This window comes from Amycolatopsis solani, assembly GCF_033441515.1.
GTDB lineage: Bacteria > Actinomycetota > Actinomycetes > Mycobacteriales > Pseudonocardiaceae > Amycolatopsis > Amycolatopsis solani.
Window position 1 is genome coordinate 1,351,736 of sequence record NZ_JAWQJT010000002.1, and the last position, 22,962, is coordinate 1,374,697.

16 protein-coding genes are annotated in these 22,962 nt (G+C 70.3%); 3 read left to right on the top strand and 13 right to left on the bottom strand.

Annotated elements, in window-relative coordinates; translation table 11 throughout:
* Window positions 1-4: 4 nt before the first annotated feature.
* The gene (glpK, locus tag SD460_RS26785) at window positions 5-1,522 is read right to left on the bottom strand and encodes a glycerol kinase GlpK (RefSeq protein WP_290055860.1); all 1,518 of its coding nucleotides are present in this window, start codon (window positions 1,520-1,522) and stop codon (window positions 5-7) included.
* A gap of 15 nt (window positions 1,523-1,537) precedes the next feature.
* Window positions 1,538-2,359, bottom strand: a complete 822-nt coding sequence (locus SD460_RS26790; protein ID WP_290055859.1) for an MIP/aquaporin family protein — start codon at window positions 2,357-2,359, stop codon at window positions 1,538-1,540.
* Window positions 2,360-2,512: 153 nt separating this feature from the next.
* On the opposite strand from SD460_RS26790, the gene SD460_RS26795 reads away from it, so the two are divergent.
* The gene (locus tag SD460_RS26795) at window positions 2,513-3,265 is read left to right on the top strand and encodes an IclR family transcriptional regulator (protein ID WP_318306894.1); all 753 of its coding nucleotides are present in this window, start codon (window positions 2,513-2,515) and stop codon (window positions 3,263-3,265) included.
* A 174-nt stretch (window positions 3,266-3,439) separates the two neighbouring features.
* On the top strand, window positions 3,440-5,383 hold the full coding sequence (glpK, locus tag SD460_RS26800; RefSeq protein WP_290056446.1) for a glycerol kinase GlpK: 1,944 nt from the start codon (window positions 3,440-3,442) through the stop codon (window positions 5,381-5,383).
* Here glpK (SD460_RS26800) and SD460_RS26805 read toward each other — a convergent pair.
* Window positions 5,380-6,180 carry a substrate-binding domain-containing protein gene (locus tag SD460_RS26805; protein WP_290056445.1) on the bottom strand — a complete coding sequence of 267 codons (801 nt, stop codon included), beginning with the start codon at window positions 6,178-6,180 and terminating at the stop codon, window positions 5,380-5,382. The two genes, glpK (SD460_RS26800) and SD460_RS26805, sit on opposite strands and share 4 nt — an antisense overlap.
* A gap of 228 nt (window positions 6,181-6,408) precedes the next feature.
* Here SD460_RS26805 and SD460_RS26810 point away from each other — a divergent pair, with 228 nt between their 5' ends.
* Window positions 6,409-7,860 (top strand): DUF1996 domain-containing protein, encoded by a 1,452-nt coding sequence (locus tag SD460_RS26810; RefSeq protein WP_290056444.1) that lies wholly within the window; start codon window positions 6,409-6,411, stop codon window positions 7,858-7,860.
* 62 nt (window positions 7,861-7,922) lie between these two features.
* On the opposite strand, the gene mmsB is transcribed toward SD460_RS26810, so the two are convergent.
* Genes mmsB through SD460_RS26860 form a run of 10 tightly spaced genes read right to left on the bottom strand, consistent with a single transcriptional unit; the run spans window position 7,923 to window position 22,958 of the window.
* On the bottom strand, window positions 7,923-9,143 hold the full coding sequence (gene mmsB / locus SD460_RS26815) for a multiple monosaccharide ABC transporter permease (protein ID WP_290056443.1): 1,221 nt from the start codon (window positions 9,141-9,143) through the stop codon (window positions 7,923-7,925).
* Window positions 9,140-10,660 carry a multiple monosaccharide ABC transporter ATP-binding protein gene (mmsA, locus tag SD460_RS26820; protein ID WP_290056442.1) on the bottom strand — a complete coding sequence of 507 codons (1,521 nt, stop codon included), beginning with the start codon at window positions 10,658-10,660 and terminating at the stop codon, window positions 9,140-9,142. Before mmsA ends, mmsB begins: the two co-directional genes overlap by 4 nt.
* On the bottom strand, window positions 10,657-11,760 hold the full coding sequence (gene chvE, locus SD460_RS26825; protein WP_290056441.1) for a multiple monosaccharide ABC transporter substrate-binding protein: 1,104 nt from the start codon (window positions 11,758-11,760) through the stop codon (window positions 10,657-10,659). Before chvE ends, mmsA begins: the two co-directional genes overlap by 4 nt.
* Window positions 11,761-11,777: 17 nt before the next feature.
* Entirely contained in the window at window positions 11,778-13,277 is a 1,500-nt protein-coding gene (gene araA / locus SD460_RS26830; protein ID WP_290056440.1) for an L-arabinose isomerase, read from the bottom strand.
* Window positions 13,278-13,297: 20 nt separating this feature from the next.
* On the bottom strand, window positions 13,298-13,975 hold the full coding sequence (locus SD460_RS26835; RefSeq protein ID WP_290056439.1) for an L-ribulose-5-phosphate 4-epimerase: 678 nt from the start codon (window positions 13,973-13,975) through the stop codon (window positions 13,298-13,300).
* Window positions 13,975-15,633 carry a ribulokinase gene (gene araB / locus SD460_RS26840; protein WP_290056438.1) on the bottom strand — a complete coding sequence of 553 codons (1,659 nt, stop codon included), beginning with the start codon at window positions 15,631-15,633 and terminating at the stop codon, window positions 13,975-13,977. Before araB ends, SD460_RS26835 begins: the two co-directional genes overlap by 1 nt.
* Entirely contained in the window at window positions 15,630-19,430 is a 3,801-nt protein-coding gene (locus tag SD460_RS26845) for an alpha-L-arabinofuranosidase family protein (RefSeq protein ID WP_318306896.1), read from the bottom strand. Before SD460_RS26845 ends, araB begins: the two co-directional genes overlap by 4 nt.
* Entirely contained in the window at window positions 19,427-20,413 is a 987-nt protein-coding gene (gene yjfF, locus SD460_RS26850; RefSeq protein WP_290056436.1) for a galactofuranose ABC transporter, permease protein YjfF, read from the bottom strand. The genes SD460_RS26845 and yjfF overlap by 4 nt, the downstream gene beginning before the upstream one ends.
* Window positions 20,410-21,447 (bottom strand): ABC transporter permease, encoded by a 1,038-nt coding sequence (locus SD460_RS26855; protein ID WP_290056435.1) that lies wholly within the window; start codon window positions 21,445-21,447, stop codon window positions 20,410-20,412. The genes yjfF and SD460_RS26855 overlap by 4 nt, the downstream gene beginning before the upstream one ends.
* Window positions 21,444-22,958, bottom strand: coding sequence for a sugar ABC transporter ATP-binding protein (locus SD460_RS26860; protein WP_290056434.1), 1,515 nt, complete (start codon window positions 22,956-22,958; stop codon window positions 21,444-21,446). The genes SD460_RS26855 and SD460_RS26860 overlap by 4 nt, the downstream gene beginning before the upstream one ends.
* Between the last annotated feature and the right edge of the window lie 4 nt (window positions 22,959-22,962).

The window sequence follows — 22,962 nt, forward strand, 5'->3', positions numbered from 1 at the left end:
ATCCTCACTCCACATCGACCCAGTCGAGCGTGCGGCCGACGGCCTTCTGCCAGCCCGCGTAGCCCTCGGCGCGCTGGTCGTCGTCCCACGACGGCGTCCAGCGCTTGTCTTCGTTCCAGTTCTGTTCGAGCTCGTCGGTGGACCGCCAGAAGCCGACGGCCAGCCCGGCCGCGTAGGCGGCGCCGAGCGCGGTGGTCTCGGCGACGACCGGCTTCGACACCGGCACGCCGAGGATGTCCGCCTGCAGCTGCATGCACAGCTCGTTGGCGGTCACACCGCCGTCGACCCGCAGCACGTCGAGCGTGACGCCGGAGTCGTTCTGCATGGCCTCGACGACGTCGCGGGTCTGGTAGCAGATCGCTTCCAGGGTGGCCCGCGCGAGATGGGCGTTGGTCGTGGCGCGGGTGAGCCCGACGATCGCGCCGCGCGCGTCGGAGCGCCAGTACGGCGCGAACAGGCCGGAGAACGCCGGGACGAAGTAGACGCCGCCGTTGTCCTCGACCTGGCGGGCCAGGCTTTCGCTCTGCGACGCGCCGCTGATGATGCCCAGCTGGTCGCGCAGCCACTGCACGGCCGAGCCGGTGACGGCGATCGAGCCTTCCAGCGCGTAGACCGGCTTCTCGTCGCCGAACTGGTAGCACAGCGTCGTGAGCAGGCCGTGCTTCGAGCGGACCAGTTCCTGGCCGGTGTTCAGCAGCAGGAAGTTGCCGGTGCCGTAGGTGTTCTTGGCCTCGCCGGGCCGGAAGCAGACCTGCCCGACGGTGGCCGCCTGCTGGTCGCCGAGGACGCCGGTGATGGCGACCTCGCCGCCGAGCGGGCCGTCCGCACGGGTGGTGCCGAAGAAGCCCGGGTTCGACGACGGCCGGATCGCCGGCAGCATCGCGCGCGGGACGTTGAAGAACGACAGCAGTTCGTCGTCCCAGTCGAGGGTTTCGAGGTCCATCAGCATGGTGCGCGACGCGTTGGTCGGGTCGGTGACGTGCACGCCGCCGTCCGGGCCGCCGGTCAGGTTCCAGATGAGCCACGAGTCGGTGGTGCCGAAGAGCGCGTCGCCCTTCTCGGCGTCCTCGCGCACGCCGTCGACGTTTTCGAGGATCCACTGCAGCTTGCCGCCGGAGAAGTACGTCGCGGGCGGCAGGCCGGCCTTGCGGCGGATGACGTCGCCCTTGCCCGCGCGCTCCAGCGCGGAGGCGATCCGGTCGGTGCGAGTGTCCTGCCAGACGATCGCGTTGTGGTACGGGCGGCCAGTGCGGCGGTTCCACACGACGGTGGTTTCGCGCTGGTTGGTGATGCCGAGCGCGGCCAGGTCGCCGTGCGTCAGGTTGGCCTTGTTGAGCGCGGTCGCGATGACCGAGCGGGTGCGTTCCCAGATCTCGGTGGCGTCGTGCTCGACCCAGCCCGGCTTGGGCAGGATCTGCTCGTGCTCGAGCTGGTGGCGGGCGATTTCGTTGCCGCCGTGGTCGAAGATCATGAACCGGGTGCTGGTGGTGCCCTGGTCAACGGCGCCGACGTAGTCAGGCATCGGTGTTCTCCTCACTCAGTTGGCGGGTTCGAGGTCCTTGGCGGGCATGGCGTCCAGCGGGTCCCCGGCGGGCAGGAACCGCTCGATCAGGTACTTGTAGACCGCGCCGCCGACGAGGGCGCCGATGATCGGTCCGACGATCGGGATCCACCAGTAGGGGAAGCCGTACTGGTCGGACCACGCCGTGTCGTAGCCGGTCAGCCAGGAGGCCAGGCGCGGGCCGAAGTCGCGGGCGGGGTTGATCGCGTAGCCGGCGTTGGTGCCCCAGGCCATGCCGATGGCGACGACGAGGAACCCGACGACGACCGGGGCCAGGTTCGCGCCCGGCGAGGTGTTGCGCAGGTCGGTGATGGCGAAGAGCACGATCAGGAGGATCGCGGTGCCGATGATCTGGTCGCGGAAGGCGCCCCAGTCACCCACCGGGAGCGTGCCGTTGCCCGGCAGGGTGGAGAAGACGCCCTGGGTCTTGATCGTGAGCCCGGGGTCCTTGGCGTTGAGCACCTCGGTGTAGTTCCAGCGCACCAGCAGGGCGGCGAGGAACGCGCCGGCGGTCTGCGCCACGGCGTAGGGGGCGACCTTGCGCCATTCGAAGCCCTTGAACACCGCGAGAGCGATGGTCACGGCCGGGTTCAGGTGCGCGCCGCTGATCCGCGAAGCGACGTACACACCGAGCGTGACGCCGAGCCCCCAGGCCCAGGCGATGCTGTCGTGGTCCCCGATGCCCGCGGCGGCGACCTGCGCCACCACCCCGCACCCGAACAGGATGAGGATCATCGTTCCCACGAACTCGGCGGCCATCTCGCCGCCGAGCCCGCGGGCCTTGAGGTTTCGCACCATTGCTTTCCTCCACAAAGGACCGTTGTTCCCCCTGGTGGATGAAAGTTAAGTTCGGGTTTCGGGGTGGTCAACGGACGGCGGTCGGCATTGTCGAACGGCCGATGTGGATGTTCGACATTGTCGAATCAGGGCCGGTCGGGTTAGGGTCGCGCCGTGCCCGGTCCGATCCAGTCCATCGAGCGCGCCGCCGCGATCCTGCGGTTGCTGGCGCGCGGCACCGGCCGTCTGGGTGTCGGCGAGATCGCCGAATCCCTCGAACTGGCCAAGGGGACGGCGCACGGGATCCTGCGCACGCTGCAGGGCGTCGGGTTCGTCGAGCAGGACCGCGACACGGGCAAGTACCAGCTCGGCGCGGCGCTGCTGCACCTGGGCACGAGCTACCTGGACGTCAACGAGCTGCGCTCCCGGGCGATCAACTGGGCGGACGCGCTGGCAGCCCGCAGCGGCGAGGCCGTCCGGATCGGCGCGCCGCTGGAGGGCCGCGTGCTGGTGGTGCACCACGTGTTCCGCCCCGACGACAGCCTGCAGAGCCTCGACGTCGGCACGCTGCTGCCGTTGCACGCGACCGCGCTCGGGAAGGTGCTGCTGGCCTACGACACGACGTTGAAGGCCGACGCCGAGTCCTACACTCGCCGCACCCTGGTCACCCAGACGGCGATCAAACGGGCGTGTGCGAAGGTACGCGAAGCCGGCTGGGCGGCGGAGAACGGCGAAATGATCTCGGGCGAGGCCGGGATCGCGGCGCCGATCCGCGGTCACGGCGGCATCGTGGTCGGCGCGATCGGCGTGTCCGGCGCGGTGGAGCGCATCTGCGAACCGGACGGCAGCCCCAGCCCGAGGCTGCTGGGCCACGTCCGCGACGCGGCGCGCGCGGTGTCGCGTGACCTGGGCGCGTCGCGATGGTGAAGGGAGTGCTCGGCATGGACCCGGCCGGCCTGGCTTCGGCGTCGCGAATGACTCATTCGGGACGCCGGAGGCCGCGAATGAGTCATTCGCGACCTCCCGGCTCGCTGCCGGCCGCGAGCACAGCAGGACTTCGCCGGGCCGGCCACCCGGCCCGGCCGGCACGGAGGTGAGCACGTGGTCCAGCGGTACGTGATGTCCATCGACCAGGGCACCACCTCCACCCGGTGCATCCTGTTCGACGCCCGCGGCCGGCTCGTGTCGGTCGTGCAGCGGGAGCACCAGCAGCACTTCCCGCGGCCCGGCTGGGTCGAGCACGACGCCGTCGAGATCTGGCGGAACCTCTCGCGGATCGTCCCGCAGGCGCTGGCCGACGCCGGCGCCACCGCCGAGCAGGTCGTCGGGCTCGGGATCGCCAACCAGCGCGAGACCACCGTGCTGTGGGACCGGCGGACCGGCAATCCGGTCGGGCGGGCCATCGTCTGGCAGGACACCCGCACCGACGCCATGCTCGAGCAGCTCGCCCGCGAGCCCGGCGCCGACCGCGTGCGGCAGCTGTGCGGGCTGCCGCTGGCGACGTACTTCTCCGCGCCGCGCATCCGCTGGCTGCTCGACCGCACGCCGGGCCTGCGCGAGCGCGCCGAGCGCGGCGACGTGCTCTTCGGCACCATCGAGAGCTGGCTGATCTGGAACCTGACCGGCGGGGCCGAGGGCGGCGTGCACGTCACCGACGTCACCAACGCCTCGCGCACCATGCTGATGAACCTGCGCACGCTGGCCTGGGACGACGAGCTGCTCGACTTCTTCGACGTCCCGCGCGCGATGCTGCCGGAGATCCGGTCCTCGACGGAGGTCTACGGCACGACGTCGCGGGTGGTCCCCGGCATCCGGATCGCCGCCGCGCTGGGCGACCAGCAGGCCGCGCTGTTCGGCCAGACCTGCTTCGCGCCCGGCGAGGCGAAGTGCACCTACGGCACGGGCAGCTTCCTGCTGCTCAACACCGGCCCGACGCCGGTGCTGTCCACCCACGGCATGCTCACCACAGTCGGCTTCAAGATCGGCGACGAGCCCGCGGTGTACGCGCTGGAAGGGTCGATGGCCGTCACCGGGTCGCTGGTGCAGTGGTTCCGCGACGGGCTGGAGCTGATCGGCAGCGCACCGGAGATCGAGACGCTGGCCAGGACGGTCGAGGACAACGGCGGCTGCTACATCGTGCCCGCGTTTTCGGGGCTGTTCGCGCCGCACTGGCACAGCGAGGCCCGCGGCGTGATCGCCGGCCTGACGTCGTACATCACGAAGGGCCACCTGGCGCGGGCGGTGCTGGAGGCGACCGGCTGGCAGACCCGCGAGGTCGTCGACGCGATGAACGCGGACTCCGGGCTGGCGCTGTCGTCGCTGAAGGTGGACGGCGGGATGACCGCCGACAACCTGCTGATGCAGTTCCTCGCCGACGTCCTGGACGTCCCGGTGGTCCGCCCGATGGTGGCGGAGACGGTGTCCCTCGGCGCGGCGTACGCGGCCGGGTTGTCGGTCGGGTACTGGCCGGACCTGGAGGGACTGCGCCGCAACTGGCACCGGGCCGGCCAATGGCTGCCGGCGATGGACCCGGCCCGCCGGTCGTCCGAGTACGGCCACTGGCGCCAGGCGGTGGAGCTGACGTTCGGCTGGATGCGCCCCGGCCCGGCGGCGGCCGCCCCCGGCTCCGACCTGGTCGAGGTCCTGCTGGCCGACCACCGCCGGTTCGAGCAGCTGCTGCGCGACCTCCGCAACACCGAAGCCGACCGTGAGTCCCTGCTCGCGGAACTGGCGGCACTGCTGGTCGCCCACGCGACGGCGACCGAGCGGATCGTCCGGCCGGACTCCCCCGGCGTACCGTTCGCCGAAGATCTGCTGGCGGTGCTGGAGGACTTCGAGAAGGCGTTGCCGGACCTGGAGAACGTCGTGGACGCGCACGTGCGCGGGGAGGAACGCGGACTGCTGAACGACTTGCGCCGCACGATGTCCACTTCGGACCGGACGGGGCTGGGCCGGGCGTTCGTGGCGGAGCGGCGGCGTCAGCTGGATCTGGACTGCGGGAATGCCGACCACATCCGCGAACTGGGTGACCGGCTCACGCTTTAAACCGCTTTGAGGCAGCGGCTGCTTTCCCGGACCACCAGCTCCCCCTCCACCGTCCCCCGCGCCGGGCCCGCGACACCGTCGATGCGGGCCACCAACGCTGCCAGGGTCTGGCGGCCCGCCGCCACGAAGTCTTGGCGGACCGTCGTCAACGGCGGGGCGTAGTAAGCCGCCTCGGGGACGTCGTCGAAACCGACCACGTGGGCGTCTCGCGGGACCCTCATGCCCGCTTCCGCGAACGCCGCCAGCAGACCCAGGGCCATGTGGTCGTTGGCCGAGAACACCGCGCGCACGCCGGGTTCGGCCGCCAGGGACTGGCCCGCCCGGTAGCCGGACTTCGCCGACCAGTCGCCGCGGACCACCGGGGGGACCTCGGCGCCGTGGCGCTCCAGGGTTTCGCGCCAGCCCCGCTCGCGGGCGCGGGCGGCGGGGCCGTCCTCCGGGCCGCCGAGGTGCCAGACCGTCAGGTGGCCGAGGTCCAGGAGGTGCTCGGTGGCGCGGCGCGCGCCCGCGTACTGGTCGGTCGACGCCGCCGGGACGAGCGGGAGCGGGGCCGGGTCCGGGGCGAACCGCCCGTCCAGCACGACGATCCCCGCCACGCCCTGCAGCCGCAGGCCGGCCACCGCGGCCGGGACCGCCGCGCCGCCGTGATCCGGGACGCTGAAGACCGTCAACGAGTATCCGCGCTCCCGGGCCGCCGCACGGAGGCCGTTCAGGGCCGGTCCGGAGGCGGTGGAACCGGTCGCGATCACGCCGAGCGTGCCCTGGTGGGCGAGCGAGGAGCCGTCGTCCAGGGGCATGGGGGCGATGTTAGCGATCACACGGCAAGACGTGAACTTTGTTCACCTTCCATAAATAACGAAACGGTAACGCGGGACGCGCTGCTTGAACCAGCCCCCGAACAGGGCCGTTCCTGCCAATGCCGGAACCAGTGCCCCGGACGCGGCGGCACTCCCCCGGGTTCCGCGCGTCTCCCCACCGGGCACGCAGCTTTCCCCGGCGTGCCCGGAAAACCGAACGAGGTGACCATGGCCCGGAAAACCACCCGCACCCCCGCCACGGGCAGGCATCGCATCACCCGCCGCACGAAGATCGCGACCGGCGGCCTCGCACTCGCGCTCGCCGTCGGCGGCATCGTCGTCGCGACCACCGCCGGGCGCACCGGCGAGGCCAGCGCCGACGAGGCCGACCCGTCGTTCTTCCTCGACATCGCGAAGGTACCCAGCGGTGTTAACGTGAACAAGGCGCTGCAGAAGCAGGGCGCGCGCGGCACGTTCACCGTCGACTGCGGACGGAACGAAAACCAGCACTTCAACCCCGACAACTTCATCGCGCAGCCCGGCATCCGCAATGGCGCGCAGCACCTCCACGACTACGTCGGCAACCTCTCGACGAACGCCGATTCGAACAACAAGAGCCTCTCGAAGGCCGGGACGACCTGCAAGAACGGCGACAAGTCCGCGTACTTCTGGCCCGTCGTCCGGATCGACACCGGCGAGGAAGAGGAGGCGAACCCGCCCGCCACGCAGCCCGACCGGGCCGGCAGCGCCCAGGACAAGGCGAGCACCCAGGTCGACTGCCCGGACGTCGCCAGCAAGCTCCCCGACGTCCCCGACCAGGCGATGGACGAGGTGAACCGCAACCTCGACCTGCTCGACAAGCAGATCGACGAAGCCAACGCGCGGATCGCCAAGGGTGACCTCAAGACACCGCAGGACATCCAGAACGCCGTCGTCGGCCCGCTGAAGGACAAGCGGGCGGCGACCATCGACCGGATCGCCATCGCGATCGGCCGCCGCGCGGCGAAGCCGACGGACCTGGGCGGGCTCGCGGCGTGCGTGCTCAAGCAGAACGGCCAGGGCGGGCTCGACAACGGCGGCCAGAACAGCGGCGGCGGCCAGGCCACCGAACTGCCGGGCGTCAACGACCAGAACGAACTGGCCGGCAACGACGGCGAGATCCAGCGCGTCCGGTCGGCGACGATCACGTTCACCAGCGGCGGCGCGCGGAAGGTCGTGGCGATGCCGCAGTTCCTCCGCGTCCTCTACGGCGACGCCAAGCAGAGCACCAACGGCCCGGCCAACGCCCGGCCCAGCTGGACGTGCACCGGGTTCGAGGACCGGCTGACCGACCACTACCCGATCTGCCCGCAGAACAGCCGGGTCGAGCGGATCCACGCGTTCCCGAACTGCTGGGACGGCAAGAACATCGACAGCGCGAACCACCGCACGCACATCGTGTTCGCCGACCAGCAGGGCAAGTGCCCGCAGGGCTTCAAGAACGTGCCGCAGCTGGTGATCAAGCTGGTCTACGACATCCCGCACGACATCCAGGTGAAGGGCCAGTACAAAGTGGACGCCTTCCCGCAGGAGAGCCACAACCCGCGCTCGGACCACGACGACTTCGCCAACGTCATGGGCCAGCGCCTGATGAACCAGGTGGTCAACTGCATCAACACCGGCCGCACCTGCCGCCAGTAGAGCGTCGTGAGTGTTTAGGGCGGTTAGAACCGCCCTAAACACTCACGACCGGTGCGGCGGGGTCAGGAAGCCGCGCGGCGTTTCGTCCAGATGTCGTAGGCCACCGCGGCCAGCAGCACAACGCCCTTCACCAGCATCACCCGCTCGCTCGGCGCGCCGATCAGGGACATGCCGTTGTTGATGACCGCCATGATCAGCCCGCCGGTGATCGCGCCGACCACCTTGCCGACGCCGCCCTGGACCGCCGCGCCGCCGATGAACGCCGCCGCGATCGCGTCGAGCTCGAAGTTGACGCCCGCCGTCGGGCCCGCCTGGTTGAGGCGGCCCGCGAAGATGATCCCCGCCAGCGCCGCCAGCACGCCCATGTTGACGAAGATCCAGAACGTCACCGACTTGACCTTGACGCCGGACAGCGTCGCGGCCTGCAGGTTGCCGCCCACGGCGTAGATGTGCCTGCCGAACACCGACTTGCCGGCCACCAGCGAGTAGCCGAGCACCAGCACCGCCAGCAGGATGAGCACCCACGGCAGGTTCTTGAACCGCGCCAGCTGCACGACCAGCGCGAGCACCAGCACCGCGATCCCGGCGATCTTCAGCACGAACACCGGCAGCGGGTCGACGTCCTGGCCGTAGCCCAGCCGCCCGGCGCGCTTGCGCCACTGGGTGAACGCGATCCCGGCCACCGCCGCCACGCCCGCGAGCAGCGAGACCAGGTCGGCGCCGCCCAGCGGGCCGAGGCCGATGTTGCCGAGGTAGCCGTCGGTGAAGCCGTTGGACAGCGTGCGGATCGCGTCCGGGAACGGCCCGATGCCCTGGTTGCCCAGCACCGTCAGGGTCAGCGCCCGGAACGCCAGCATGCCCGCCAGCGTGACGATGAACGCCGGGATCCCGAAGTAGGCGACCCAGTAGCCCTGCCACGCGCCGATGACCGCACCGACGACGAGGGTGATCAGCACCGCCCAGAACCACGGGAGCTGCCAGTTCACCATCAGCACCGCCGACACCGCGCCGGTCATCGCGACGACCGAACCGGCGGACAGGTCGATGTGCCCGGAGATGATCACCAGGATCATCCCGATCGCGAGGATCAGCACGTAGCTGTTCTGCACGATGATGTTGGAGATGTTCTGCGGTTCCAGCAGCGCGCCGCCGGTGAGCACCTCGAACAGCACCACGATCAGCGCGAACGCGACGTAGATGCCGCTCTGGCGCGGGTTGATCGAGATCCTCCGCTTGGAGCGCTCAACCGGGGGCGCGTCGGGCCGCGCTTCGGTCGTGGTCATTCCCGTTCCTTAGTCATGTACTGCATCAGCAGTTCCTGGGTGGCTTCTTCGCGCGTGGCTTCGCCGGTGATCCGCCCCGCCGAGAGCGCGTAGATCCTGTCGCAGAGCCCGAGCAGCTCCGGCAGCTCGGAGGAGATGACCAGGACGGCCTTCCCCTGCGCGGCCAGCTCGTTGATGATCGTGTAGATCTCGAACTTCGCGCCCACGTCGATGCCGCGGGTCGGCTCGTCGAGGATCAGCACGTCCGGATCGGTGAAGATCCACTTGGCCAGCACGACCTTCTGCTGGTTGCCGCCGGAGAGCTTGCCGGTCACGCTCTGCACGCTCGGCGCCTTGATCCGCAGGTCACGGCGGTAGGAGTTGGCGGTGTCGTGCTCGGCGTGCTCGTTCACCCACCCCCGCTTCGCCAGCTTCCCGAGCCCCGCCGCGGACACGTTGCGCTGGATGTCCTCGATCAGGTTGAGCCCGTAGCGCTTCCGGTCCTCGGTGGCGTACGCGATGCCGTGGCGGACGGCGTCGCGCACCGTCCGGACGTCGATCTCCTCGCCGTGCTTGAGGATCCGCCCGGAGATGTTCTTGCCGTAGGACCGGCCGAAAACGCTCATCGCGAGCTCGGTGCGGCCCGCGCCCATCAGCCCGGCCAGCCCGACGATCTCCCCTCGCCGCAGCGAAAGCGACGCGCGGTCGACCACGAGCCAGTCGGGCTGGTTGGGGCTGTAGACCGTCCAGTCCTCGATCCGCAGCACCTCTTCGCCGATGTCCGGCTCCCGGGGCGGGAACCGGTGTTCGAGGTCGCGCCCGACCATGCCGGTGATGATCCGCTCCTCCGTGAGCCCGGCCGCGTCGAGCGTTTCGATGGTGCGGCCGTCGCGCAGGATCGTCACGGTGTCGGCGATCGCCGTCACCTCACCGAGCTTGTGCGAGATGATCACGCAGGTGACGCCCTCGTCACGCAGTCCGCGCAGCAGGTCCAGCAGGTGCGCCGAGTCCTCGTCGTTGAGCGCCGCGGTGGGCTCGTCGAGGATCAGCAGCCGGACCTCTTTGGACAGTGCCTTCGCGATCTCGACCAGCTGCTGCTTGCCGACGCCGAGCTCCTGCACCGCCCTGGTCGGGTTTTCGGCGAGGCCGACGCGCTTGAGCAGCGCGCCGGCCTCGTGGTTGGTGCGGTTCCAGTCGATCCAGCCGCGCTTCTGCTGCTCGTTGCCGAGGAAGATGTTCTCCGCGATCGACAACTGACCGCACAGCGCGAGCTCCTGGTGGATGATCACGATCCCGCGCCGTTCGCTGTCGCGCACCGACCCGAACTCGCACCGGTCCCCGTCGAAGGTGATCTCGCCGTCGTAGCTCCCGTGGGGGTAGACGCCCGAGAGCACCTTCATCAGGGTGGACTTCCCGGCGCCGTTCTCCCCGCAGATCGCGTGGATCTCCCCGCGGCGCACGGAAAGCGTGACGTCCGACAGCGCCTTGACCCCGGGGAAGGTCTTGGTGATCCCGCGCATGCCGAGCAGTTCGGTCATTTCAGCTGACCTGCCGTGTAGTAGCCCGAGTCGACGAGTTCCTTCTGGTAGTTGGCCTTGTCCACGGTCACCGGCTGCAGCAGGTAGGACGGGACGACCTTCTTGCCGTTGTCGTAGTCCTTGGTGTTGTTGACCTCGGGCTTGCCGCCCTTGAGCACCGCGTCGGCCATCTTCACCGTGGTGTCGGCGAGGATGCGGGTGTCCTTGAAGATCGTCGAGTACTGCTCACCGGCGATGATGGACTTGACCGAGGCGACCTCGGCGTCCTGCCCGGTGACGATCGGGTACGGCTGGCCGGCGGTGCCGTAGCCGTTGCTCTTCAGCGCCGAGAGGATGCCGATCGACAGGCCGTCGTACGGCGAAAGCACGCCCGCGACCTTCGCGCCGCCGGTGTAGGTCTTGGTGAGCAGGTCTTCCATGCGCCGCTGCGCGGTGGCCGGGTCCCAGCGCAGGATGGCCGCGCGGGCGAAGTCGGTCTGGCCGCTCTTGACGACGAGCTTGCCGCTGTCGATCAGGGGCTTGAGCACGGACATCGCGCCGTTGAAGAAGAAGGTCGCGTTGTTGTCGTCCGGCGAACCGGCGAACAGCTCGACGTTGAACGGGCCGGCGCCGTTGCCGAGGCCCTTGACCAGCGAGTTCGCCTGCTCGACGCCGACCTTGAAGTTGTCGAAGGTCGCGTAGTAGTCGACGTTCGGCGAGTTGCGGATCAGCCGGTCGTAGGCGATGACCGGGATCTTGCGGTCGGCCGCCTCCTGCAGCTGGGTGGTGATGGCGGTGCCGTCGATCGAGGCGATGACCAGGATCTTCGCGCCCTTGGTGATCTGGTTCTCGATCTGGTTCACCTGGGTGGGGATGTCGTTCTCGGCGTACTGCAGGTCGACCTTGTACCCGAGCTTCTCCAGCGCCGACTTGATGTTGTCGCCGTCGTGGATCCAGCGTTCCGACGACTTGGTCGGCATCGTGACGCCGACCAGGCCGCCCTCGGCGCCGGCACTCGACGCCGCCGCCTGGTCCGCGGTCTTCTGGCTCGAGCCGCACGCCGAAAGCGTGAGCACGAGCCCCGCGGCCGCCAGCGCCGCGATTCCTCTGGTGAACTTCATTGTTCCTTCTTCCTTTCTCAGAAGCCCTGAGCGAGCCGGTGGTACGCCTGGTTCCAGCGGATGCGGTCGGCGAAGTCGTGCGGCGTGGTGCCGGAATCGATCACCAGCAGCTCGACGCCGAGCAGGTTCGCGAAGTCGCGAAGGGTTTCGGTGCCGACGGCCTGGGTGAGCACGGTGTGGTGCGGGCCGCCGGCGGTGATCCACGACTCCGCGGACGTCGAAAGCGACGGCTTCGGCTCCCAGACCGCGCGCGCCACCGGGAGGTTCGGCAGCGGCTCGTCCGGCGCGACGACCTCGATCTCGTTGGCCACCAGGCGGAACCGGTCGCCGAGGTCGACCAGGCCGAGGGTGACGCCCGGGCCGGGCTGGGCGTCGAACACCAGCCGGACCGGGTCCTCGCGGCCGCCGATGCCGAGCGCGTGGATCTCGCACGACGGCTTCGCGGCGGCGATGCTGGGACAGACCTCCAGCATGTGCGCGCCGAGGATCTTCGGCGTGCCCGGCCCGAAGTGGTAGGTGTAGTCCTCCATGAAGGACGTGCCGCGCTCGGCGCCGGCACCCATCGCCTTGACCGCGGCGAGCAGGGCGGAGGTCTTCCAGTCGCCCTCGCCGCCGAAGCCGTAGCCGTCGGCCATCAGCCGCTGGACGGCCAGGCCGGGCAGCTGGCGCAGGCCGCCGAGGTCCTCGAAGTTCGTGGTGAACGCGCCGAAGCCGCCGTCGGTGAGGAACTTCCGCAGCCCGGCCTCGATGCGGGCGGCGTACCGCAGCGACTCGTGCCGCGCTCCCCCTGCCGCCAGCTCCGGGACGACGTCGTAGTCCTCGGCGTAGCGGGCGACCAGGCCGTCCACATCGGACACGGCGTCGACGACCTCGACGAGATCGTTGACGCCGTAGGTGTTCACCGAGACGCCGAACCGCAGCTCCGCCTCGACCTTGTCCCCTTCGGTGACGGCGACGTCGCGCATGTTGTCGCCGAAGCGGGCCAGCCGGAGGTTGCGCAAGTGGTCGGCGCCGATCGCGGCCCGGGCCCACGCGTCGATCCGCGCGACCACGGCGGGGTCGCCGACGTGGCCGGCGACGGTCTTGCGCGGCACGCCGAGGCGCGTCTGGATGAACCCGAACTCGCGGTCGCCGTGCGCGGCCTGGTTGAGGTTCATGAAGTCCATGTCGATGGTGGACCACGGCAGGGCTTCGTTGAGCTGGGTGTGCAGGTGCAGCAGCGGCTTGCGCAGCGCGTCCAGGCCGGTGATCCACATCTTCGCGGGCGAGAAGGTGTGCATCCACGCGATCACCCCGACGCAGGCCGGGTCGGTGTTGGCTTCCTGCAGCACGCGGCGGATCGACGCGGACTCGGTCAGCACCGGCTTGCCGACGACCTCGGCGGGCAGCCCGCCGGAAGAAGCCAGCAGCTGCTGGATGCGCAGGGACTGGCCGGCGACCTGTTCGAGGGTCTCCTCGCCGTAGAGGGCCTGGCTCCCGGTGAGGAACCAGAGCTGGGGTTTCGACGCGCGGGTCATCGTTTTCTCCTGGAAGCGTTTTAGTGCTGGCCGTAGACGTTCTGGTACCGGGCGTAGAGCCGGTCGACGTCCTCGGGTGGGAGGGGTTCGGGCGTGCCGAGCTCGAAGGCCTTGTGCACGGTGCGGGCGACGTCCTCGACCATCACCGCGGCCTTGACCGCGTCGCGGGCGGTGCGGCCGACGGTGAACGGGCCGTGGTTGCGCATCAGCACGGCCTTGGACCGGCTGGTGCGCAGCGTTTCGACGATGCCGCGGCCGATGGAGTCGTCCCCGATCAGGGCGAACGGCCCGACCGGGATCTCGCCGCCGAACTCGTCGGCGATCATCGTGAGCACGCACGGGATGGGCTCGCCGCGGGCGGCCCACGCCGTGGCGTACGTCGAGTGGGTGTGCACGACCCCGCCGATCTCCGGCATTTCCCGGTAGACGTAGGCGTGCGCGGCGGTGTCGGACGACGGCGCGAGCTCGCCGTGCACCAGCTCGCCGTACAGGTCGGTGACCACCATCGTGTCGGCGGACAGGTCGTCGTAGGACACCCCCGACGGCTTGATGACCATCAGCTCGCGCCCGGGCACGCGGGCCGAGACGTTGCCCGCGGTCCAGATGACCAGTGCGTTGCGGGTCAGCTCGCCGTGGAGGTTCGCCACGGTCTCGCGCAGTTCCGCGACGGTGTCGAGGACTTCACCGGTCAGCGACATCAGGAGCGTCCTTTCGCGACTTCGCGGCGGCGGGCGGCGAGGCGGTGCATGACATCGTTGGCGCCGCGCCCGAAGTAGTCGTGGAGCGTCGTGTATTCGGCATAAAGCGCGTCGTAGGCGGTGACGTTCGCGGGCTCCGGCCGGTAGACCCCCCGCCGGACCGAGCCCATCACCGCGGCGGCCGCGCGGACGTCCGGGTAGGCCCCGGCGGCGACCGCGGCGTGGATGGCCGAGCCGAGCGCGGGGCCCTGCTCGGAGCCGATGACCGACAGCGGCAGGTTCGTGACGTCGGCGTAGATCTGCATGAGCAGCGCGTTCTTCACCAGGCCGCCGGCGATGATCAGCTCGGTGACCGGCACCCCGGCCTCGCCGAAGGTCTCGACGATCTTGCGGGTGCCGAACGCGGTGGCTTCGAGCAGGGCGCGGTAGACGTGTTCGGGGCGGGTCGCGAGGGTCTGCCCGACGATGACGCCGGACAGCTCGTGGTCCACGAGGACCGACCGGTTGCCGCTGTGCCAGTCCAACGCGACGAGCCCGTGTTCGCCGATCCCCTGCTGCGCGGCCAAGCGGGTGAGCTCGTCGTGCCCGTCCCGGGCGAAGTGCTCGGTGAACCAGCCGAAGATGTCGCCGACGCCGCTCTGCCCGGCCTCGTAGCCCCACAGCCCGGTCACGATCCCGCCGTCGACGACCCCGCACATGCCGGGGACTTCGTGCAGCTCGGCGCCGTTCATCACATGGCACGTCGAAGTGCCCATGATCGCGACCATCTGGCCCGGCTCGACGGCGTTCGCGGCGGGCGCGGTGACGTGGGCGTCAACGTTGCCAACGGCGACCGCGATGCCCTCCGGCAGCCCGGTCCACCCGGCGGCTTCGGCGCTGAGACCGCCCGCGCGGGCACCCAGCTGCCCCAGGGGGTGTTCGAGCTTGTCGGCCACGAAGGACTCGAAGCCCGGCGCCAGCTCGCGCAGGAAGTCGCGGCTCGGGTACTGGCCGTCCTGCAGGATGCCCTTGTACCCGGCCGTGCACGCGTTGCGGACGTACGCCCCGGTCAGCTGCCAGACGATCCAGTCCGCCGCCTCGACCCAGTGCCGCATGGCGCCGTACACCTCGGGCGCTTCTTCGAAGAGCTCGAGGCCTTTGGCGAACTCCCACTCCGAGGAGATCAGCCCGCCGTAGCGCGGCAGCCACTTCTCGCCGCGCGTGCGGGCCAGGTCGTTGATGCGGTCGGCCTGCGGCTGGGCCGAGTGGTGCTTCCACAGCTTGACGTAGGCGTGCGGTTCGGCCTCGAACTCGGGCAGCTCGCACAGCGGCGTGCCGTCGGCGGTCGTCGGCACCATGGTGCACGCGGTGAAGTCGGTGCCGATGCCGATGACGTCGGCGGGGTCCGCCCCCGCCGCGGCGAGCGCGGCCGGGACGGCGTTGCGCAGCACCCCGACGTAGTCCGACGGCACCTGCAGCGCCCAGTCCGGCGGCAGTGCGCGGCCGGTGGCGGGCAGCGTGTCGTCGAGCACGCCGTGCGGGTACTCGAAGACCGCGCTGCCCAGCTCGGCACCGTCGGCCACGCGCACGACCACCGCACGTCCGGAGAGCGTGCCGAAGTCGACGCCCACGACGAGAGGGTCTGCTGACACTTCTGGTTCCTTTCTGGGTCGGCTCATCGGCCGGTGATGACGAGCGTCGTCACGGAGTTGGCGGGGAGGGTGAGCTTCGACGTCGCGGCCAGGCCGGTGAGCTCCCTGGTCTGCGGCACGATGGCGGCCGGCGCGGCGAGGCTGTTGCGTCCCGCCGGGTCGCCGGTGAGGGTGGTGAGCGTCCCGGTGCCGTCGACCGCGGTGACGCCGGTGAGCGAGAGCCGGGTCGTCTGGACCTGGCCGGTGGGGTTGACGAGCTTGACCGTGAAGGTCTTCCTGCCGCCCTTGGTGGTCACGTTGACCACCTGCCGCAGCGGGCTGCCCTGGTTGAGGCGGCTGGTCACGATCTGCTTGCCGAGCGTGCTGGAGAACATCTGCTGCACCCAGTACGACGGCGAGCCGTAGCTGCTCCCGGCGTCGAAGCCGATCAGGTTGACCGGCCAGTTGGACTGGTTCTCCTGCACCAGCACCGGCGCGTACATCGAGCCGATGACGACGTCGCTGTTGCGTTCGAGCCCGGTGAGGAACGCGGCCTCGCCGATGGCGGCCGCCAGGGTTCCGGTGGGCCGGCCGTCCTGGGCGCCGTACTCGCCGACGAGGATGTCCGGGCCGGACCGGTCCGCGGTGTCGTAGCGGGTGGAGTTGTCGGTGAACCACTGCGGCGACTGGTAGTAGTGGTCGTCCGCGGCGTCCGGGCGCACGCCGGTGGACGTGCTCGACGCGGCCCCGCCCTGCAGGCCGCCGGTCGTGGCGATGACCGTCAGCTGCGGGTACTTCGCCTTGATCGCGTTGAACATGTCGGTGAAGCGCCAGGCGTAGCTGCCGGAGCCGTCGAACCAGTCCTCGTTGCCGACCTCGACGTAGTGCAGGTCGAACGGCGCCGGGTGCCCGTCGGCGATCCGCTTCGCACCCCACGTCGTCGAGGCGTCGCCGATGGCGTACTCGATCTCGTCGAGCGCTTCCTGGACGTACTGCGGGTAGTCGGCCTGGCTGACGTGCTGGCCGTTGAGGGTGTAGCCGGCGAACAGCGCCAGCAGCGGCTGGGCGCCGATGTCCTCGGACAGCTTGAGGTAGTCGAGGATGCCGAAGCCGTCGGTGGACCAGTAGCCCCATGCGCTGTTCTGGTGGCCCGGGCGCTCCTCCGGCTTGCCGATGGTGTCCTTCCACGCGAACCGCGTGTCGAGGGTGTTGCCCTCCAGGAAGTTGCCGCCGGGGACGCGGAAGAGGCCGAGCTTCATCGCCGCGAGCTTCTGCCCGAGGTCCAGGCGGACGCCGTGGTTCTTGAAGGTGGGCGGGAACAGCGACACCTGCTGGAACCAGGCGTCCCCGGCGAGGGCCTGCTTGCCCTTGTTCACCAGGGAGACGACGATCCGGTTGTCGGTGGACGTCGTGATCGTCGACGGCGTGGTGAAGCTGAACGTCTGCTGCGCCCAGTCCGCGCCGACGGGCTGGACGTCCTTGCTCGCCAGGACCGTGCCGTCCGGCTTCTCCAGGCTGACGCGGACCGCGCCGGTCCACGTGCCCTTCGCGAAGAAGCTGCCGGTGTACTTCGTGGCCGGTTTCGCGGCGACGCCGTAGTAGCCGACGTTGGCCGCGGCCACGCGCCCGCCGGCCGGGACCACGTCGGCGTGGACCTTCAGCGACCGGTCGAGTGCGGTGTTGAGCGGGGTGGCGGTGTCGATCGCGTACGTGCCGGTTGCGCCCGCCGAGGCGAGCAGCGACCAGTACGGGACCGGTGTGTCGCCCGCGCCGCTGCCGCCCTGGTAGGCCTCCTTGAAGGTGCGGTTGCGGACCAGCTCGGCGTAGAGCCCGCCTTCGACGGAGTGGCTGATGTCTTCGAGGATCGAGCCGTAAGTGGTCGGGCGGGTGTTGGCGCGGACGACGTTGGCGTCCACGGCCAGCTGGTTGGCTCCGGCGAGGGTGCCGATCTGGGCCGCGGTGAGCGGGAAGCGGCGCAGTTCCAGTTCGTCGATCGTGCCGGTGAACCCGGCGCCGACCGTCAGTGGAGCGGCAGCGGTGCCGGACGCCGGGCACGCCGAGACGTCCAGGGTCGTGCCGGTCGGCGTGCCGCAGGTGCTGGTGACCGTCGCCGCGTCACCGTCCGCGTAGACGGTGAGCCGCTGCGACGCGCGGTCGAGCACGACGGCGGCGTGGTGCCAGTTCCCGTCGGCCAGGCCGCCACCGGTGGTGGTCACCTGGATGGTGCCGACGCGGGCGGTGAGCTTGCCTGCTGCTATGCCCAGCGCGTAGCCGTCGCCGTGGTCGACGAGGGTGCCGTCCGCGGTGGTGCGGAACCAGGCGGCCAGCGACAGCGAGCCGGTGCCGGTGTCGAACGCGGGCGAGGCGCCCAGGTCCACAGTGGACTTGCCGTCGAGCTGGACGGCCTTGCCCGCCGCTCCCGCGGTCCAGGTCGCGCCCTTCAAAACCCCGTCGGCGCCGTTCGCGGACGCATCGCGCGTGACCGTGCCGGTGCCTTCGTCGAAGTGCCACGAGCCGCTCGCGGCCAGCGCGGCGACGGCGGACGCGGTCAGCGGCGTCGGGTACGCGCGGACGTCGTCCACTCCCCCGGCGAACCAGTCCACCGGCCCGCCCGCCCACTTGCCGCGCCCGATGACCAGGTGCCCGCCCGCGGTCCACGGCGTCGTGAACGGGACGCTCTGCTGCAGGGTTCCGTTGACGTACAGCGAAAGCGTCCCCGCGGCGCGGTTGTAGACGCCGACGACGTGCTGCCACTGGTCGGCCTGCGCGGGCAAGGTGGACACCGCCGAGGACGACGCCGAGTCGCCGTCGGCCGCCCGGCGCGTGAAGGCGAAGCGGCCGTCGGCGGCGCGCTGGAGGTAGAAGCCGCTGATGGTCGAGCCGTCGATGCTGACCGCGGTGCGGAAGCCGGTGGCCGCGGTGGGCTTGACCCACGCGGACACCGAGAAGCTCTGCGCGGTGTCGACGACCGGCGCGGGCGCCTCGATGGCGGCGTCGGTGCCGTTGAAGGCGGCGCCGTGAGGGCCGACGACGCCGTCGCCCCAGGTGGTGCCGCCGGTCAGGGTCGCGGTGCGGGCGTCGAGGGAGTCGTCGGCCGCGGTGGTGCCGGTGCCCTCGTCGAGGGTCCAGTGCCCTGCGATGGCCAGGCGTGCGGCATCGGCGCCGGTCAGGGCGCTGGAGTAGGCGCGGACGTCGTCGATCGTGCCGTCGACGTAGTCCACCGGGTTGCCGCCGTACTTACCGCGGCCGATCACCAGGTGGCCGGTGCCGGCCCAGCCCGCGGGCGCGGCCACCGTCGCCTGGTGGGTGCCGTCCACGTACAACGACAGCGTCGACGCGGCCGCGTCGAACACGCCGGTGAGCTGGTACCACTGGCCCACGACGGGGTCGAAGTTCGCCGAGGCGACAACACCGTCGGACGGCGCGTCCCCGGCGAGGCGGGTGAAGGCGAACCGGCGCGAGTCGTCGCGGAACTGGAGGAAGAAATTGCTGACCTGGTTTCCGTCGACGCTGACGAACGTCTGGAAGCCGGACGTCTTGTCGAGCTTGACCCAACTGCTGACGGAGAAGCTCTTGGTGGTGTCGAGCACGGGCGCGCCGGCGTCGGCGAAGCCACTGGCTCCGTCCGTCGTCAGGGCGCCACCCCGGATGCCGGGACCCCAGCCCGCGCCCGAGTTGAGGGTCGCGGGGTGATCCCCGGCGCTGTCGGCGGCGGTGGTGCCGCTGCCTTCGTCGAACGTCCAGTGCCCGGCCAGCGCCGAGGCCTGCTCCGCCACGCTGGCCGGAGCGGGCAGGGCGGAGAACAAGGTCACGGCCGCGAGCACGGCCAGGATGCGGGTCTTCATCGACCACTCCCCCGGGTCACAAGACGTTGCAGGACGATGAAGACGAACAGCAGGGCGCCGGTGATGATCGACGTCCACCAGGAGTTGAGGGTGCCGTCGAAGGTGATCAGCGTCTGGATGATGCCCAGCACCATGATCCCGAGCACGGTGCCCAGCACGTAGCCGGAGCCGCCGGTGAGGATGGTGCCGCCGATGACCACCGCGGCGATCGCGGTCAGCTCGAGGCCGACGCCGTTGAGCGGGTCGCCGGAAGACTTGTACAGCACGAGAAGCAGCCCGCCGAGGGCCGAGCAGAAGCCGCTGATCGTGTACACCGCGATCTTCGTGCGGCCGGTCTTGAGGCCCATCAGCATCGCGGACTGCGCGTTGCCGCCGATCGAGTAGACCGTGCGCCCGAACCGCGTGAAAGCCAGCACGTACACCGCGATCGCGACGACGACCAGTGCGGCGACCACGCTGATCGAGATGTGCAGTTCCCCGCCGAGCGGGATCTGCGTCTGGGCGAGCGTGGCGATCGTCGCGTTGTCGATCGAGTACGCCTCGGTGCTGATCGTGTAGCAGAGCCCGCGGGCGAAGAACATCCCGATCAGGGTCGCGATGAACGGCTGGATCTCGAAGAAGTGGATGAGCGCGCCCATCCCGGCGCCGAGCAGCGCCCCGACCACCAGCACCACGGCGATGGCCGCGTAGGCGGACCAGCCGTGCTTCTGCATCAGGTCGCCCGAGATCACTGTGGACAGTGCGACGACCGAGCCGACGGAGAGGTCGATGCCGCCGGTGAGTATCACGAACGTCATCCCGACCGCGACGACCAGGAGGAAGGCGTTGTTGATGAACAGGTCGAGGATGACCTGCCCGGAGCCGAACGCGTCGTAGCTGGCCGCGCCGAAGATGTACGCCCCGATGAGCAGTGCCATCGTGGCGAGGATCGGGAGGTGTCGTTGCCGGGGCCGGTAACCGCGAACGCGGTCCAGGGTGGTCATGCCGTGACCTCGACCTTCTCGGGAGCGGACGTGGGCGCCGGCTGCCCGGCCGCGGGTGTCCGGCGGCGGCGCAGCTTGCGGCGGAACGCGGGCGACTGCAGTAGGCACACCGCCAGCACGACCACGGCCTTGAACAGCATGATCGCCTCGGGCGGGATGCCGAGGGCGTAGACGGTGGTGGTCAGCGTCTGGATGAGCAACGCGCCGATCACGGCGCCGCCGATGGAGAACCGGCCGCCGGTGAGCTGGGTGCCGCCGACGACGACGGCGAGGATCGCGTCGAGTTCGATGAACAGCCCGGCGTGGTTGGCGTCGGCGCTGTGCACGTTCGCGCTGATCATCAGCCCGGCGATGCCGGCGCACAGCGCGCAGAAGACGTAGACGAGCCAGGTCAGCCGCGCCGAGCGGAGGCCGGCCAGCCGGCTGGCCTCGGGGTTGCCGCCGACGGCCTCGACGAGCAGGCCGAGGGCGGAGCGGCGGACCAGCAGCGACGCGAGCACGAACACCGCCAGCGCGATGAGGATCGCGCTGGGCAGGGTGAAGACGAACCCGCTGCCGATCCATTCGTAGGGTGCGGAGTTGATCGTGATGATCTGCCCGCCGGAGATGAGCTGCGCGATCCCGCGCCCGGCGACCATGAGGATGAGCGTGGCGATGATCGGCTGGATGCCCAGTGCGGCCACGAGCCAGCCGTTCCACACGCCGAGCACCAGCGACAACCCGAGCGCCAGCCCGACCGCGACGAGCGTCGCGCCGACGCCGTCCGGGTGGTCGGCGATCCACAGGCACGCGAGCGAGCCGCTGATCGCGACGACCGCGCCCACCGAGAGGTCGATGCCGCGGGTGGCGATGACGAGCGTCATGCCGATCGCGATGAGGATCAGCGGGGCGCCGTTCTTGAGGATGTCGACGAGGTTCCCGTAGAGGTGACCGTCGCGCAGTTCGATCTTGAAGAACGCCGGGCTCGCGATGAGGTCGCCCACCAGCAGCGCGAGCAGCGCCACCACGGGCCAGAACAACCGGTGCTTGGTCATGAGACGGCTCCCTCGGCCATCGTGGCCATGATCTCGTCGGCGGTGAGCGCCTGGTTCTCCCGCTGCGCCACCACCTTCCGGTCGCGCAGCACGACGACGCGGTGGCTCAGCCGCAGCACCTCGTCGAGCTCGGCGGAGATGAACAGCACGGCCATGCCCTCGGCGGACAGCTGCGTGACGAGCCGCTGGATCTCGGTCTTGGCACCGATGTCGATGCCACGGGTCGGCTCGTCGAGGATCAGCAGCCGGGGTTCGGTGATGAGCCAGCGGGCCAGCAGCACCTTCTGCTGGTTGCCGCCGGAGAGGTTGCCGACCAGCGCCTCGGGGTCGGCGGGGCGGATGTCGAGTGCCTTGATGTACTTCTCGGCGAGTTCGTCCTGGCGGCGGCGCGAGAGCGGCCGCGCCCAGCCACGGGAGGCCTGCAGCGCCAGGACGATGTTCTCCCGGACGGTCAGTTCTTCGACCAGGCCTTCGGTCTTGCGGTTCTCCGAGCAGAACGCGATCCGGTGGTCGAGGCCCGCTCGCGGGGTGCGCAGGTTCGTGGCGTCGCCGTCGATCCTGACCGACCCGCTGTCGGCGTGGTCGGCGCCGAAGAGCAGCCGGGCCAGCTCCGTGCGCCCCGAACCCAGCAGCCCGGCCAGGCCGACGACCTCGCCGGCGTGGATGTCGAGGCTGAACGGCTCGACGCCGCCCTTGCGGCCGAGGCCTTCGGCGGCCAGCAGCACCGGCGCGTCCGCGACCTCGGCCCGCGTCGGGCCGGACTCCTCGAGGGTTTCGAGGACCTGCAGTTCCTTGCCGATCATCTTGGTGACCAGGTCGACCGGCGTGATCTCCGCGGTGCGGTACTCGCCGATCAGCTTTCCGTTGCGCAGCACGGTCATCCGGTCGGCGACGGCGAAGACCTGGTCGATGAAGTGGGAGACGAACAGGATCGCCAGCCCCTGCTCGCGCAGGGACCGCACGACCTTCAGCAGCTGCTCGACCTCGCCGGTGTCCAAACTGGACGTCGGCTCGTCGAGCACCAGCACCCGCGCGTCGACGTCGAGCGCGCGGGCGATCGCGACCAGCTGCTGCACCGCGATCGAGCAGGTGCCCAGCTCGGCCGAGACGTCCACGTGGACGTCCAGCCGGGCCAGCAGTTCCTCCGCCCGCCGCCGCATCGGGCCCCACTGGATGCGGCCGAAGCGGCGGGGTTCCCGGCCGAGGCAGACGTTCTCCGCCACGGACAGGTTCGGGCAGAGGTTGACCTCCTGGTAGACCGTGCTGATGCCGGCCTGCTGGGCCTCGCCGGGGCCGCCGAACGCGACGGCGGTCCCGGCGAGCGTGATCGTGCCCGCGTCCACCCCGTAGACCCCGGTCAGCACCTTGATCAGGGTGGACTTGCCGGCGCCGTTCTCCCCCATCAGCGCGTGGACCTCGCCCGGGAACAGGCGGAAGTCGACGCCGTCGAGGGCGAGGACGCCGGGGAACTCCTTGCGGATCCCGGTCATGGTCAGGATTTCGGCGGGCATGGGT